A 13,970-nucleotide genomic window follows, 5' to 3' on the forward strand; every position below is an offset into this window, starting at 1 on the left:
CCATCGGATAAGGTTCTATGAGCGAACCTTTGGCAGCCCTTCCCATGTATGACTGGCCGGAGTGCCGGGACGAAACCGATGCGCTGTGGCGGGTCATTCGTGACGGGCTGCGCGCCCGTGGCGTGGCCGCGCCGGATGCTTTGACGCGCGGCGGCGATGTGCAGGCGATCTGGCGGGACCCGGACCTGCTTCTGGCGCAGACCTGCTGGGGGCCTTTGGAGGCGGGGCTGGCGAATGACGTGCAGGTGCTGGCGCAGCCGGATTATTCCGCCTTTGAGGGCGGTGCGGGGCCGCTCTATTCGAGCGCCATCGTGATGCGCCGTGACGCGGCGGGTGGAGCCGTGAGCGTCCCCGCGCCCGAGGACGGCATGGCGCGCCTGCCGCTTGATCGCATGCGCGGGATGCGGTTTGCGTTCAACGATCCGGTCTCCCGATCAGGCTATCTCGGCTTGATTCAGGATCTGAGAGAGTCCGGGGAAGGCATTGATTTGTTTTCACAATGTCTTGAAACAGGCGGGCATCGCCAGTCGCTTCGGGCCGTGCGCGACGGGCGTGCGGATCTGTGTGCCGTAGACTGTCGAAGCTGGGCGCTGGCGCAGCGCTTCGAGCCGGGCATGGATCTCCTGCTTGTGGCGGGGTGGACGGCGCGGCGGCCGGGGCTGCCCTATATCACGAGCCTTGCGACGGATGCGCAGACACGGGCTGCGCTGCGCGCCGTGCTGGCGGAGGCATCTTGCAAGGTGAATGATGGCGGGGATAGACTTGCGCCATGAGCCGTCGTCAAACACTGACAAGCGCCAAACTGCCGACCGCCAGACCGTCGCCGCGCACACGGCACACGGAGCTTCTGCGGCTTTGCGCGCGCATAGGGTACTCACCGCCGCTCTTCGCCTGAACCGGTTTTCGGCCTTGCCGAATAAATTCAAGCGAAGAGAGCAAGTCTATGACATACAAGAATTTTTCCCTGGATCAGCTTCAGGCGATGGATGCTGCGCACCATCTGCATCCGTTCACCGACCACGCGGATCTGCGGGCTGCGGGCTCGCGCATCGTGACGCGCGCGGACGGGCCTTTCGTCTATGACACGGAGGGCAATGAAATCCTCGACGGCATGGCGGGGCTGTGGTGCGTGAATGTGGGCTACGGGAGGGACGAACTGGCCGAGGCCGCTTGTGAACAGATGAAGGAGTTGCCCTACTACAATTCCTTCTTCCGCTGCACGACGCCGACGCCGGTGCTTCTGTCGCAGAAACTGGCGGAAATCGCGCCCGCCAACATCAATCAGGTGTTCTACGGATCGTCGGGCTCGGAGGCCAATGACACGGCGCTGCGGCTGGTGCGTCATTACTGGGCGCTGGAAGGCAGGCCGGAAAAGAACCGCATCATCTCGCGCAACTGGGCCTATCACGGCTCAACCGTGGCGACGACGTCGCTGGGTGGCATGTCGGCGATGCATGGCCAGCTTTATGGCGAAGTGCCGAACATCGCCCATGTGATGCCGCCCTACGCGTTTGAGCTGCGGGAGGAGGGCGAGAGCGATCATGATTTCGGCCTGCGCGCTGCGAAGGCCGTGGAGGACGCCATTCTGGAAGCCGGGCCGGACAATGTCGCCGCCTTCATCGGTGAGCCGGTGATGGGGGCCGGCGGCGTGAAAATCCCGCCGGAAAGCTATTGGCCGGAGATCGACCGCATCTGCAAGAAATATGATGTGCTGTTGATGCTGGATGAGGTGATCACGGGCTATGGCCGCACGGGCGAATGGTTTGCGGCCGAGCGGCTTGGGCTTGAGCCCGACACGATCACGACAGCCAAGGCGCTGACATCGGGTTACCAGCCGCTTTCGGCCCTTTTGGTTGGTGACCGGATTGCCGAGACGCTGGTGAAGAAGGGCGGCGAGTTCTATCACGGCTACACCTATTCGGGGCATCCGGTGGCGTGTGCGGTGGCGCTGAAGAACCTGGAGATCATCGAGCGCGAAGGGCTTGTCGAGCGGGTGCGAACGGACACCGGGCCTTATTTTGCCAAAGCACTTCAGGCGCGGCTGGGCGATCACGGCATTGTCGGCGAGGTGCGGGCCTTTGGTCTGATGGCGGCCATCGAGATCGTGGCGGACCGGGAAACGCGGGCGCGTTTTCCGGGTGATGGCGCGGCGGCTTCCTGCGTGCGCGATCATGCGATTTCCGGCGGGCTGATGATGCGGGCCGTGGGCGACACGATGATCCTGTCGCCGCCGCTGATCTGGACGCGGGAGACCATCGATATGGCCTGCGAGCGGATCGGCGCAGCGCTTGATCGCGCGGAAGCGGATCTGCGGAAGGGGTAGAGAGGTTTGCAGCCGGGTGTGTGCACCCGGCGTTCTCACAAGCACAAAAAAAACCGCGTTTCTTCGGGCGGGAAGAGACGCGGTTTTTTGCTACTCGAATACGCTGTCTTCGCAAATACGCTACGCTGCGAAAACTTCCCGTACCGGTACGCGAGACCTGTTCCGGCGTCGGGGAGGCTTCAAATCCGCCTCGACGTCATTTCTAGCCCCTCATGGTTACCGGGAGGTTAGCGGGAAGTATAAAAACGCATCTTTTTTGCCGGCAGACTATTTTTTTTCAGCTTTCCTTGCCGCGCAGGAAATTCACGATGCCTGAAAAATCCGTGCCTTCGTGGCCCATGGCGTTGAAAAGTGCGTAGAGCTGGGTGGCTTCCGCACCGAGCGGCGTAACTGCGCCGGCGCCCTGTGCCGCTTCCTGTGCAAGGCGCAGATCCTTGAGCATGAGGCCGGCGGCGAAACCGGGCTTGTAGTCGCGGTTTGCGGGTGAGGCGGGTACGGGGCCGGGCACCGGGCAATAGCTCGTCAGCGACCAGCACTGGCCGGACGAGGTGGACGCCACGTCGAACAGCGCCTGATGGGAGAGCCCGAGCTTTTCGGCCAGCACGAAGGCCTCGCTGACGCCGATCATGGAAATGCCGAGGATCATGTTGTTGCAGATCTTGGCGGCCTGGCCCGCACCACCTTCGCCGCAGTGCACGACGCGACCGGCCATCGGCTCCAGAATGGGGCTGGCCTTGGCGAAGGCGTCGGCAGAGCCGCCGGCCATGAAGGTGAGGGTGCCCGCTTCCGCGCCGCCCACACCGCCGGAGACCGGCGCGTCGATGGAGAGAAGATTGTTCTCGGCGGCAATGGCGTGGGCCTTTCTGGCCGACTCCACGTCGATGGTGGAGGAATCGATGAAGAGCGCGCCCCGGGCGGCTTTCGGGGCGATGTCGGCATAGACGGAGAGCACATGCTTTCCCGCCGGCAGCATGGTGATGATCACGGCAGCATCCTTCACCGCCGCTTCGGCGCTGGCCATGACGGTGACGCCATTGCTGGCGGCGGTTTCGAGGTTCTCCGTGATCAGGTCGAAGCCCTGAACGCTGTGCCCGGCCTTGACCAGATTGGCGGCCATGGGATTGCCCATATTGCCGAGACCGATGAATGCGATGGTTGCCATATTGGGGTTCCTCCGGAAATGCGGGCTGGGCGTCGTGTTCTCGTTTGGGGTCAGGAGCGACCGACCAACTGTCTTGCGATGATCAGGCGCATGATCTCGTTGGTGCCTTCGAGGATCTGGTGGACGCGCAGATCGCGCACCAGTTTTTCGACGCCATACTCGTGCAGATAGCCATAGCCGCCATGAAGTTGCAGCGCGTCATTGGCCACATCGAAACAGGTATCGGTGACGAAACGCTTGGCCATGGCCGACCATTTGGAGGCGTCCGGTGTCCTGGCGTCCAGCCGGGCGGCGGCGGTGTAGAGCATCATGCGCGAGGCCTGGAGACTGGTCTCCATGTCGGCGAGTTTGAACTGGAGCGCCTGAAAGCGGTTGATGGCCTGTCCGAACGCCTCGCGCTCTGCCGTGTAGGCGAGCGCCTTGTCGAGGGCCGATTGCGCGCCACCCAGCGAGCAGGCGGCGATGTTGAGGCGACCGCCATCAAGCCCGGCCATGGCGATGCTGAAGCCTGCTCCCTCATTGGAGAGAAGGTTTTCGGCGGGCACTTTGCAATCCTCGAAGATGACCTGACGGGTCGGCTGCATGTGCCAGCCCATCTTGAACTCGGCCGGGCCGAAGGAGAGACCGGGCGCATCCCTGGGCACGATCAGCGTTGAAACGCCCTTGGGGCCGTCCTCGCCGGTGCGGGCCATGACGACATAGATGTCGTTTTCACCGGCACCCGAAATGAACTGCTTGGTGCCGTTCAGCACATAGTGGTCGCCGGATTTGACGGCCTTGGTCTTGAGCGCCGCGGCATCGGAGCCGGAGCCGGGCTCGGTGAGACAGTAGCTTGCCAGCCACTCCATGGAGGTGAGTTTCGGCAGGAAGCGCTGGCGCTGCTCCTCGCTGCCGAACGTGTCGATCATCCAGCCGGCCATGTTGTGAATGGAAATGAAGGAGGAAAAGCCGGGGCAGGCGGCGGCCAGAGCCTCGAAGATGAGCACGGCGTCGAGCCGACCGAGCGCTGAGCCGCCCACATCGTCGCGCACATAGATGCCGCCGAAGCCAAGCGGCCCGGTCTCGCGCACCACATCGGCAGGGAAATGCCTGTCACGGTCCCAGTCGAGCGCGTTGGGGGCAACACGGTCGGCGGCGAAGCTCTCCGTCATTTCCTGAATGGCGCGCTGATCGGCGTTGAGCTCGAACTGCTCTGCGCCAGACGAAGCATTGGCGTCCATGACGTCCTCCCGAAATGGAAAATCTTCCCAGTCGGATCAGTTTAGTGCATTGAGTGGGCCGCGCAATGCGAGGTGCGGCACAGGCGCTGTGCATCAAACACGGACAGGATGGGGGCACGGGCAGTATGGGCGCGCTGACAGGATGAAGACGGGGATGACCATGGCGCGCGCCATCATGCTGCAGGGCACGGGTTCGGATGTGGGCAAGTCGGTGCTGGTGGCCGGGCTCTGCCGGATGGCGAAGCGGCGGGGTTTCGATGTGCGCCCGTTCAAGCCGCAGAACATGTCGAACAATGCAGCGATTGCCGCGATGCCGGGCGGTGGCGACGAGATGGGCGAGATCGGCCGGGCGCAATGGCTGCAGGCGCTGGCCTGCGGGGTCGCGCCGAGCGTGGACATGAACCCCGTTCTGATCAAGCCGGAGAGCGACATGGGCGCGCAGCTCGTGGTGCAGGGCCGCTCGCGCGGCTCGGCGCGGGCGCGCGACTATCAGCGCAGCAAGGGCGCGCTGATCGGGCCGGTGCTCGAATCGTTCGAGCGGCTGCGCAAAGAAGCCGATCTGGTGATCGTCGAAGGCGCAGGCTCGCCCGCCGAGATCAATCTGCGCGCCCGTGACATCGCCAATATGGGGTTTGCCACGCAGGCGGACGTGCCAGTGGTGCTGGTCGGCGATATCGACCGGGGCGGGGTGATCGCCGCACTCGCGGGCACGCATCTGATCCTGAGCGATGAAGACCGGCGCATGATCGTCGGCTACATCGTGAACAAGTTTCGCGGTGACCTCTCGCTGTTCGATGACGGCATTGCCGCGATTGGCCGGTTCACGGGCTGGCCCTCCTTCGGGGTGGTGCCGTGGCTGGCCGACGCAAGCCGCCTGCCGCCGGAGGATTCCGTCACGCTGGCGCGGCGGACGAGCCATCTGCCGGCGAAGCTCAAGGTTGCCGTGCCGATGCTCTCACGCATCGCCAATTTCGACGATCTCGATCCGCTGTCGGCGGAGCCGGAGGTGGAGGTGGTGTTCGTGCCGCCGGGGGAGCGTCTGCCGCGCGATGCGGGGTTGATCGTTCTGCCGGGGTCGAAATCGACCATCGGCGATCTGGCGTTTCTGCGCCGGCAGGGCTGGGATGAGGATCTGAAGGCGCATCACGCGCGCGGCGGGCACATTGTCGGCCTGTGCGGGGGCTATCAGATGCTTGGCCGCAGCGTCGATGATCCGGAAGGGTTTGAGGGCGAGGCCGGGCGCTTCGAGGGGCTGGGGCTGCTCGATGTGGAGACGGTGATGCAGCCGCAAAAGGCGCTGCGCGAGGTGGAGGCGCTCTCACCGCGCCACGGCGTTGCCCTGTCCGGCTATGAGATACATATCGGCCGGACCGAAGGGGCGGATTGCGCCCGCCCGGTGGCCATGATCGGCGACCGCCCGGACGGTGCGACATCCAGCGATGGCCTTGTCACGGGCACCTATCTGCACGGTCTGTTCGGCTCCGACGCATTTCGGGCGCGATTCCTCAGGGAATTTGGCATCGAGACGGGGGGAACGAATTATCGCGCGCAGGTCGAGCAGGCGCTGGATAACATCGCCATGCAACTTGAAGAGCATCTGGACTGCGACGCGCTGCTTGCTGCCGCCCGCTAGGGCCCTGACCCTGAACGCACCCCGATTACGCTATCATACAATGCTCTTCAGGCCGGTGGGTCCTGATGTCTTTCCCTATACGCCTTTCAAAAGCGAGCCGCCGACCATCAGAAGATAGGCCAGCGTCATGATCCAGAAGGCGGGGATCGGCACGAAGGTCAGGAGATTGAACGCTGCGACGACCCCTATGATCGCGATGACCAGGCTGAGCAGAAAGACGACTTTTGTGGGTGCGTTGAGTGTCATGGGAATCCCCGATGGTGATGATAGCGGGGATCAGGTTAGGGCCGGATCGGGCTTATAGGCCAATAGACCGCAGCAGCGGGTTCTCGGGATCCATCAGGAGACGAACCGCAAGCGCCAGACAGGTGATCACCAGAAGCGGCTTGATGACGCGCGAACCCTTCTTCATGGCGAAGGCTGCACCGATGCGCGCGCCGGCGATCTGCGCCAGTCCCATCATCAGCCCGACCTTCCACGCGATGGCGCCGACCATGGCGAAGGCTGCGAAGCCACCGACATTGGACGCGAAGTTCAGAAACTTGGTGTGCGCGGTGGCCTTGAGCAGGCCCTGACCGGCGAGGCCGACAAAGGCGAGCATGAAGAACGAGCCCGTGCCGGGACCGAACGCACCGTCATAGAAGCCGAGAAAAGGCGCGACGGTTAAGCCGAAAACGAAGGGCGTGATGCGCTGCGCGCGGTCGATGTCGTTCAAATTGGGTTTAAACGCGAAATAAAGCGCGACCGCGATCAGGAGCACGGGAAGCATGCCGCGCAGGAGATCGGCCGGCAGGATCGTTGCCACCAGCGCGCCGGCTATCGAGGCCAGAAACGAGAAGATCGCGGGCCATATCTGGTCGGAAATGCGCACATGCCCCGCCTTGGCATAGGCGTATGCCGCGGCTCCGCTGCCGAACATGCCCTGCAGCTTGTTGGTGCCGAGTGCAAGCACGGGTGGAAAGCCGGCCAGAAGCAGGGTGGGTATGGTGACGAGACCGCCGCCACCGGCGATTGCATCCATAAAGCCGGCAAAAAAGGCTGCCAGGGTCAGAAGGAGGAGAATCTCGAGACTTGCTTCAAACATATTCACGGAGTAGCCAGCGATAAGGATGGCTTCTTGCATCACAACCGGATGCGCTCCGCAAGGCGGTTTCGGCAGTTGTACAGGAAGCTTTGCGCTGTGGCGCAATCAATGAAGGAACGGCCTTGACGACGATGCGTGTCGACCCTCACCGGAAGTGTTGTGTTTGAGCACTTTCGTGGCGGTTGCGTTATGGCGCGATGCCCGGCCCGGTGATCCAGTTGGGCAGTGGCACCGTATTGTGGTCAGGAACGGAGAGACCGGGAGCAAGCCATGTTTACTTCGCCAGATTCCGGGCCAGATGCCGGGCCAGATTTCGGCTCAGGGGCGGAGGGCCACGAGATGTCAGCCGCTTTGAACGCCATGGCCGGCGACGTGCTGCTGCTCTTACGGCTGGCACTGACCGACGAGCCGCTGGGGGAGCGTGAGAAGACGGTCCTTGGCCGCGTCGCCGCTGGCGCGCTTGCTTTATCCGAAGACGAGATTGCAGAGCTTGTCGCCGCGCTTTCGGCGCTGGCGACGGAGGCCGAAGTGATGCAGGCGCGCGTGAACCTGCGCCAGACCAGCCACGAGCGGCGGCTGATCCTTGCCGAGACACTGTTTGATCTGGCCGCGCGCGACGCGGAGCTTGGTCCCCGCGCTGACCGGCTGACGGCGCGGGTGTGCGATGTACTGGGGCTCGGCGCAGATGAAGTGGCGCATCTGTCGGGCTAGAGCGCGGCTCTGAGGCTCAACGGCATCCCTCCAGCCAGACGTCCCCATTGTCCAGCGGGCTGCACGATCCTGAAACAAGACGTGCGATGCGCTCTACGCGTTCGGCAAGGGCCGGATCGTCCGTGCCAAGCCGGTATTTTCCAGGCGCAATCAGAACGGCCACGAGGCTCAGGAACTCGGTTTCCTGAAGGTCTGAGGGCGCTTTGCCGAAATTTTTTTCGCTTGCACGGTGAAAGCCGGTGACCCAGCCATCGGGACCCTTGCCCATCTCCAGCGTGTCGAGCCAGAGCGCGAGGATCTGCTCTTTGGTGAGTTCGCTTTCCAGCCCAAGGGCATAGCCGGTCTGGCGGATTTTTCCGATGCCGGGTTTGAACGCTTCAAAAGCCAGGCGTTTGGCGGCTGACTGGGTGATGGTCGTGACGCCTGCGCCGGGGGTGATCATGTCGACACCGGAATGGCCTTGGAAGTTTGGATCCTGCACCTGCAGCAACTGCTGCAACCGGGCGTCTCCAAACGACTGCCCGCCGCGGTTCTCGGCGATGAGCGCATCTGCCCGCAGTTTCAGGGCATCGGCATCCTTGATTGCATCGAGATAGCCCCATCCCCCATAGGCGAGCGCGGCGGCGAAAATGGCAAGGATGAGGGTAGAGGCAGTTTTCAGAATCTTCTTCATTCAAACCGGATGCGGTTTCGGATCGGTCAAAATGTGGCCGGCAGAGAGAATCCTCTGATGTTTGATGATGTGACGCCAGACCGGGGCGGGGTGCTTGCGCAATGCCGTCGGTCTGGCGGGAAGATCGGGATCAGGCCTTCTCCCGGGCGAGCCGCGCCGCGATGGCGCGTTCCAGATCGGGCGCGGCGGCGACGAGCGCCTTTGCCGCTTCCGATTCCGGGTTTTCCAGAACGGCGGCGGTGGGGCCGCTTTCCACGATGCGCCCGTCATGCATGACCATGACTTCGTCGGTGATGGCGCGCGCCACCGTCAGATCATGGGTGATGAAAAGATAGGTGAGATCGAGCCGCTGGTTCAGATCGGCGAACAGGTCGAGGATCTGCGCGCGGATCGACACGTCAAGAGCGGAGACAGGCTCGTCGGCCACGATCAGCTTCGGACGGGTGATGATGGCGCGGGCGATGGATACGCGCTGGCGCTGGCCACCGGAAAACTCATGCGGGTATTTCTGCATGTCGCTGGCCTTGAGGCCGACGGATTCGAGCGCTTCGGCAACACGGTCGCGGCGTTCGGTGACGGACGGTTTCGTGTCGAGCAGATGCAGGGGCTCGGCCACCAGCCGCTCCACCTGATGGCGCGGATTGAACGAGCCATAGGGGTCCTGAAAGACCACCTGCATGTTGCGCCGGGCGTGGCGCAGTTCATGTTCGCTCTTGCCGCCAAGCGCTTCGCCGTCGAGGCGGATTTCGCCGGATGTGGGACGATCGAGCGCAAGGATCATGCGGGCAAGCGTCGACTTTCCGCAGCCTGAACGTCCCACCAGCGCAACCGCATGGCCGGGAACCAGCGAAAAACTGACATTGTCGACGGCGCGGAAGGGTTCCGGCTTGGAGAAAAGCCCCTTGCGGCGACCGGGATAGTCGCGCGTGACGCTGGAGACGCTGAGGAGGGGCGTCTGCTCCTCCTTCCCGGCCTCTTCCTGCGGGCGGGCGCGGGCCGGCACATGGGTGGAGGCCTCGGCGAGCTGGCGGGTGTAGGGGTGTTTCTGCTCGCGCAGAACGGTGGCCGTGGGGCCGCTTTCCATCACCACGCCATGGCGCATGACGGTCACGCGGTCGGCCATGTCGGCGACGACGGCCAGATCGTGCGAGATGAGCATGAGGCCCATGCGGTTTTCTTCCACCAGATCGCGCAGCAGATCGAGGATCTGCGCCTGAAGCACGACATCGAGCGCGGTGGTGGGTTCGTCGGCGATCAGGAGCTTGGGCTTGAGCGCGCAGGCGATGGCGATGACGACGCGCTGGCGCTGGCCGCCGGAAAGCTCGTGAGGAAAGCGCGAGAGCGGAAACTTGCTCTCGGGCAGACCGACACGGTCGAGAATGGCGCGGGCGCGCGCTTCGGCGTCCGGACGGTTGGCGCCGGTGTGCCAGCGAATGCCCTCGGCCACCTGTTCGCCGATGGTCTTGACCGGGTTGAGCGCGGTCATGGGCTCCTGAAAGACCATGCCGAGATCATCGCCGCGAAGGCGGCACATGGCCTCCTCGGGGGCGGCGAGAATGTCGATACCGTCAAAGGTGACGCGGCCTTGAGCGCGGGTGAGCTCCGGCAGGAGCTGCATCACGGTGAGGGCGCTCATGGATTTGCCGGAACCGGATTCGCCGACGACGCCGAGCACTTCGCCGGGAGCGATCTGAAGGTCGACATCCTTAAGAACCGGGTGGCCGGCGATGGAAAGGGACAGGTTTTCTATTTCAAGCAGGCTCATCGCTCGCGCCTCAGCCTTGGGTCGAGAAGGTCGCGCAGGCCGTCGCCGAGCAGGTTGAGACCGAGCACGGTGATGACGATGGCGAGGCCGGGGAAGATGGCCAGATGGGGGGCGATCATCATGCGGGTCTGCGCCTCGAACAGCATGCGCCCCCAGGAGGGCATGGGCGGCTGCGTGCCAAGCCCCAGATAGGACAGGCCCGCCTCGGCCAGAATGCCGAGCGCAAACTGGATGGTGCCCTGCACGAGGAGCAGCGCGACGATGTTGGGCAGGATGTGCTCGATGGTGATGAGCACCCTGTTCTTGCCGGCGGCGCGGGCTGCCAGAATGAACTCGCGCGGCCAGATGGAGAGCGCGCCGGCGCGCGCCACGCGGGCAAAGACCGGAACGTTGAAAATGCCGATGGCGATGATGGCGTTGATCGCGCCGGGGCCGAAAATGGCTGTGATCATAATGGCCGAGAGAAGGGCCGGGAAGGCGAAGACCAGATCGTTGAAGCGCATCAGGACTTCATCGACCACGCCGCCACGCGCCGCTGCCCAGCAGCCGAGCGGCACGCCGACGCCCATGCCGATGCCAACGGCGACAATGGCCACGGCGATGGAGTTGCGCGCGCCGATCATGATCATGGAAAGGATGTCGCGGCCAAGGTGGTCGGTGCCCAGCGGATGCGCCCATGACAGGCCCTGCATGCGGTCGGAGACCACCAGATGGGTAATGTCGTAAGGCGTCCAGACAAAGGACAGGAGCGCCATGCCGGTGATGATCAGCGTTATGAAAAGGCCGATCATGAAGGAACGGTTGGCGAGCGCCATTTGCAGGAAATGGTTCTGCGGCGGTGCGGGGGGCATGCTTGCGTCCTGGCTCATCGGCGTGTCCTCAGGCGCGGATCGACGATGGCGTAGCCGATATCGACGAGAATGTTGACGATGATCACCGTGGCGACGAGCAGCATCACCACGCCTTCAACGACGATGAGATCGCGTTGGGTGATGGCCTGAAAAACGAGACGGCCAAGACCCGGCAGGTAGAACACGTTCTCGATGATGATGGTGCCGGCGAGCAGGAAGGCGAATTGCAGGCCGAGAATGGTGAGCACCGGGATCAGCGCATTGCGCAGCGCGTGGTGCCACAGAACGATGCGGCGCGGCATGCCCTTGGCGCGGGCGGTGCGGATGTAATCCTCGCCCAGCACTTCGAGCATGGCCGAACGGGTGACGCGGGCAAGGATGGCCGCCTGCGGCAGCGCCAGCGCGATGGCCGGCAGGATGAGCGCCTTGAGACCGGCCCAGATGCCCGCATCCCAGCCGGGAAAGCCGCCGGCGGGCACAAGGCGGAGCCAGACGGCGAACAGGTATATCAGGAGCAGCGCGAACCAGAAATTGGGGATGGCGACACCCACCTGCGCCGCCCCCATGGTGATGGTGTCGGCGGGCTTGCCGCGGCGCGCAGCGGCGAAAATGCCGACGGGCAGCGCGATGACGGTGGACAGGAATAACGAGATGAGAGCGAGCGGCAGGGAGACCATGACGCGCTCGCCGATGAGCTCCAGAACCGGCGAGGAATAGGTGTAGGACGTGCCGAAATCACCGACGGCGAGACCCGACACCCAGTCGAGATAGCGCAGGAAAACCGGCTGGTTGAGGCCCATCTGCTCGCGCAGGGCGGCGAGCGTGTCGGGCTCGGCGTTCATGCCGAGCATCAAGAGGGCCGGGTCGCCGGGAATGATTTCCAGGACGGAGAACACCACGGCGGACGCCACGAGCAGCGTGGCGAGGCCAATGGCAATGCGCTTGAGAAGATAGACGAGCATGAGTCCGGGGTCAGAACCTATCCATATGATCGCAGCCCGCCCGCCGCCCGCTCACGCGGACGGCAGGGCGGTTCATGAAGGTTCAGTCAGCCCACTTCACGTCGGTCAGGTCGTTTGCCTGAATGGGAGAGTTCTCCCACATGCCTTCGAGCTTGGCGTCCCAGACACCGATCTTGGGAAGCTGGAACAGGAAGCCGTTCACCGCATCTTCGGCGATGATCTTCTGCGCGGTCTTGTACAGCTCGACACGCCGTGCCGGATCGGCGGTGGCTTCGAGCGTGTTCATGACCTCCTTGAAGGCCGGATTGCTGTAATCGAAGTAGTAGTCGTCACGGGCGTAAATGTTGATGTCGTTCGGCTCCGTGTGGGAGATGATGGTCAGGTCGTAGTCCTTGTTCTTGAAGACCTGTTCCAGCCACTGGGCCCACTCGACGGGGATGATTTCCAGGTCAATGCCGACCTGGCGAAGCTGCGATGCGACGATCTGGCCGCCATCGCGCGCATAGGCCGGCGGCGGCAGTTTCAGCGTTGCCTTGAAGCCATCCGGGTAGCCCGCTTCGGCAAGCAGTTCCTTCGCCTTTGCCGGATCGTAGGCGTAGGTTTCGGTCAGATCGACATAGGCCTCGTTGGCCGGCGAGAAATGCGAGCCGATGGGCGTGCCATAGCCGGAGCCATTGCCGGCGATGATGTCTTCGCGGTTGAGGGCGTGGGCGATGGCCTGACGCACGCGAATGTCGTTGAAGGGCTCTTTGCCGTTGTTGGTCGACAGGATGGTCTCGCCCTCGGTGGCGCCGATGGCGACGACGAAACGCGGATCGCTCTCGATCTGGATGAGCGCATCGCCGGCGGGCATCTGCGGGAATGCCTGCACATCGCCCGATAAGAGGGCGGGAATGGCTGCTGCGGCATCCGGAACGACGCGGAACTCGGCTTTCTCCAGCGCGACGGGCTCGCCCCAGTAATCCGGGTTTTTGACGAGGGTGATGGAAGAGCCCTTGGCCCAGTTGCCGAACTTGAACGGGCCGGTGCCGACCGGCTTCTCCTTGTTCCCTTCAGCCGTTTCGGGCGCGACCATGACGGCGTCGCCCCAGCCCAGATTGTAGAGGAAGGAGCCCTGCGGGGATTTCAGCGTGACCTTGACGGTGGCCGGGTCCACCACCTCGACCGTGTCAATGGCGGCGAAAAGCTGCTTCTGCGCATTGGTCGAATCGTCGGCGCGGGCGCGGTCGAGCGTGAACTTCACGTCCTCGGCGTCGAATGCGGTGCCGTCATGGAAGGTGACGCCCGAGCGCAGGTTGAACGTGTAGCCCTTGCCGTCGTCGGAAACGGTCCAGCTTTCGGCCAGTGCGGGAAGCACTTCGCCATTGCGGCCGATACGGGTCAGACCCTGAAAGAGATTGGCGTAGAGGATTTCGTCAATGGCGGCAGCAGCGCTGGTGGTCGGGTCGAGATGCGGCGGTTCAAGAACCACGCCGATGACGAGGTCGGTGCGTGCTGCAAATGCAGCGGTGCCCGCTGCCAATAACAGCGCGGCTCCGCCAATGATGGACTTGATGGTTTTCATGTGTCTCTCCCGCAGGGCCGTG

Annotated in this window: 13 protein-coding genes; 4 read left to right on the forward strand and 9 right to left on the reverse strand. The window is 63.7% G+C overall.

Annotated features, from left to right (window positions below):
• Positions 1 to 17 precede the first annotated feature (17 nt).
• Together NDI72_RS10500 and NDI72_RS10505 are read left to right on the forward strand one after the other, a co-directional pair.
• The gene (locus NDI72_RS10500; RefSeq protein ID WP_283800439.1) at positions 18 to 773 is read left to right on the forward strand and encodes a phosphate/phosphite/phosphonate ABC transporter substrate-binding protein; all 756 of its coding nucleotides are present in this window, start codon (positions 18 to 20) and stop codon (positions 771 to 773) included.
• A gap of 170 nt (positions 774 to 943) precedes the next feature.
• On the forward strand, positions 944 to 2,323 hold the full coding sequence (locus NDI72_RS10505) for an aspartate aminotransferase family protein (RefSeq protein WP_283800440.1): 1,380 nt from the start codon (positions 944 to 946) through the stop codon (positions 2,321 to 2,323).
• Between the two features lie 277 nt (positions 2,324 to 2,600).
• Here the strand turns inward: NDI72_RS10505 and mmsB are convergent, their stop codons facing one another.
• Positions 2,601 to 3,485, reverse strand: coding sequence for a 3-hydroxyisobutyrate dehydrogenase (gene mmsB, locus NDI72_RS10510; RefSeq protein ID WP_206547670.1), 885 nt, complete (start codon positions 3,483 to 3,485; stop codon positions 2,601 to 2,603).
• 50 nt (positions 3,486 to 3,535) lie between these two features.
• Positions 3,536 to 4,705, reverse strand: coding sequence for an isobutyryl-CoA dehydrogenase (locus NDI72_RS10515; RefSeq protein WP_113155042.1), 1,170 nt, complete (start codon positions 4,703 to 4,705; stop codon positions 3,536 to 3,538).
• Between the two features lie 160 nt (positions 4,706 to 4,865).
• Here NDI72_RS10515 and NDI72_RS10520 point away from each other — a divergent pair, with 160 nt between their 5' ends.
• The gene (locus NDI72_RS10520) at positions 4,866 to 6,338 is read left to right on the forward strand and encodes a cobyric acid synthase (RefSeq protein WP_283800507.1); all 1,473 of its coding nucleotides are present in this window, start codon (positions 4,866 to 4,868) and stop codon (positions 6,336 to 6,338) included.
• 75 nt (positions 6,339 to 6,413) lie between these two features.
• Here the strand turns inward: NDI72_RS10520 and NDI72_RS10525 are convergent, their stop codons facing one another.
• Positions 6,414 to 6,584 (reverse strand): hypothetical protein, encoded by a 171-nt coding sequence (locus tag NDI72_RS10525; RefSeq protein WP_204360808.1) that lies wholly within the window; start codon positions 6,582 to 6,584, stop codon positions 6,414 to 6,416.
• A 52-nt stretch (positions 6,585 to 6,636) separates the two neighbouring features.
• A complete protein-coding gene (locus tag NDI72_RS10530) occupies positions 6,637 to 7,422 on the reverse strand; it encodes a TSUP family transporter (RefSeq protein ID WP_113156280.1) in 786 nt (261 codons plus the stop codon).
• Positions 7,423 to 7,761: 339 nt separating this feature from the next.
• On the opposite strand from NDI72_RS10530, the gene NDI72_RS10535 reads away from it, so the two are divergent.
• Positions 7,762 to 8,133 carry a TerB family tellurite resistance protein gene (locus NDI72_RS10535; protein WP_283800441.1) on the forward strand — a complete coding sequence of 124 codons (372 nt, stop codon included), beginning with the start codon at positions 7,762 to 7,764 and terminating at the stop codon, positions 8,131 to 8,133.
• A 16-nt stretch (positions 8,134 to 8,149) separates the two neighbouring features.
• Here the strand turns inward: NDI72_RS10535 and NDI72_RS10540 are convergent, their stop codons facing one another.
• The 5 genes from NDI72_RS10540 to NDI72_RS10560 form a co-directional block, all read right to left on the reverse strand.
• Positions 8,150 to 8,806 (reverse strand): transglycosylase domain-containing protein, encoded by a 657-nt coding sequence (locus NDI72_RS10540; RefSeq protein WP_283800442.1) that lies wholly within the window; start codon positions 8,804 to 8,806, stop codon positions 8,150 to 8,152.
• A gap of 130 nt (positions 8,807 to 8,936) precedes the next feature.
• Entirely contained in the window at positions 8,937 to 10,571 is a 1,635-nt protein-coding gene (locus NDI72_RS10545; protein ID WP_113155045.1) for an ABC transporter ATP-binding protein, read from the reverse strand.
• Positions 10,568 to 11,440, reverse strand: a complete 873-nt coding sequence (locus NDI72_RS10550; RefSeq protein ID WP_113155046.1) for an ABC transporter permease — start codon at positions 11,438 to 11,440, stop codon at positions 10,568 to 10,570. The genes NDI72_RS10545 and NDI72_RS10550 overlap by 4 nt, the downstream gene beginning before the upstream one ends.
• The gene (locus NDI72_RS10555) at positions 11,437 to 12,384 is read right to left on the reverse strand and encodes an ABC transporter permease (protein ID WP_113155047.1); all 948 of its coding nucleotides are present in this window, start codon (positions 12,382 to 12,384) and stop codon (positions 11,437 to 11,439) included. The genes NDI72_RS10550 and NDI72_RS10555 overlap by 4 nt, the downstream gene beginning before the upstream one ends.
• A gap of 82 nt (positions 12,385 to 12,466) precedes the next feature.
• The gene (locus NDI72_RS10560; protein ID WP_283800443.1) at positions 12,467 to 13,948 is read right to left on the reverse strand and encodes an ABC transporter substrate-binding protein; all 1,482 of its coding nucleotides are present in this window, start codon (positions 13,946 to 13,948) and stop codon (positions 12,467 to 12,469) included.
• Positions 13,949 to 13,970 lie beyond the last annotated feature (22 nt).

The sequence above is a fragment of the Nitratireductor sp. GZWM139 genome (genome assembly GCF_030068685.1).
Classification (GTDB): Bacteria; Pseudomonadota; Alphaproteobacteria; order Rhizobiales; family Rhizobiaceae; genus Nitratireductor; species Nitratireductor aquimarinus.

Coding starts and splice junctions, on each gene's coding strand:
- NDI72_RS10500 (WP_283800439.1), top strand. CDS start 18: ATGAGCGAACCTTTGGCAGCCCTTCCCATGTATGACTGGCCGGAGTGC.
- NDI72_RS10505 (WP_283800440.1), top strand. CDS start 944: ATGACATACAAGAATTTTTCCCTGGATCAGCTTCAGGCGATGGATGCT.
- mmsB (WP_206547670.1), bottom strand. CDS start 3,485: ATGGCAACCATCGCATTCATCGGTCTCGGCAATATGGGCAATCCCATG.
- NDI72_RS10515 (WP_113155042.1), bottom strand. CDS start 4,705: ATGGACGCCAATGCTTCGTCTGGCGCAGAGCAGTTCGAGCTCAACGCC.
- NDI72_RS10520 (WP_283800507.1), top strand. CDS start 4,866: ATGGCGCGCGCCATCATGCTGCAGGGCACGGGTTCGGATGTGGGCAAG.
- NDI72_RS10525 (WP_204360808.1), bottom strand. CDS start 6,584: ATGACACTCAACGCACCCACAAAAGTCGTCTTTCTGCTCAGCCTGGTC.
- NDI72_RS10530 (WP_113156280.1), bottom strand. CDS start 7,422: ATGTTTGAAGCAAGTCTCGAGATTCTCCTCCTTCTGACCCTGGCAGCC.
- NDI72_RS10535 (WP_283800441.1), top strand. CDS start 7,762: ATGTCAGCCGCTTTGAACGCCATGGCCGGCGACGTGCTGCTGCTCTTA.
- NDI72_RS10540 (WP_283800442.1), bottom strand. CDS start 8,806: ATGAAGAAGATTCTGAAAACTGCCTCTACCCTCATCCTTGCCATTTTC.
- NDI72_RS10545 (WP_113155045.1), bottom strand. CDS start 10,571: ATGAGCCTGCTTGAAATAGAAAACCTGTCCCTTTCCATCGCCGGCCAC.
- NDI72_RS10550 (WP_113155046.1), bottom strand. CDS start 11,440: ATGAGCCAGGACGCAAGCATGCCCCCCGCACCGCCGCAGAACCATTTC.
- NDI72_RS10555 (WP_113155047.1), bottom strand. CDS start 12,384: ATGCTCGTCTATCTTCTCAAGCGCATTGCCATTGGCCTCGCCACGCTG.
- NDI72_RS10560 (WP_283800443.1), bottom strand. CDS start 13,948: ATGAAAACCATCAAGTCCATCATTGGCGGAGCCGCGCTGTTATTGGCA.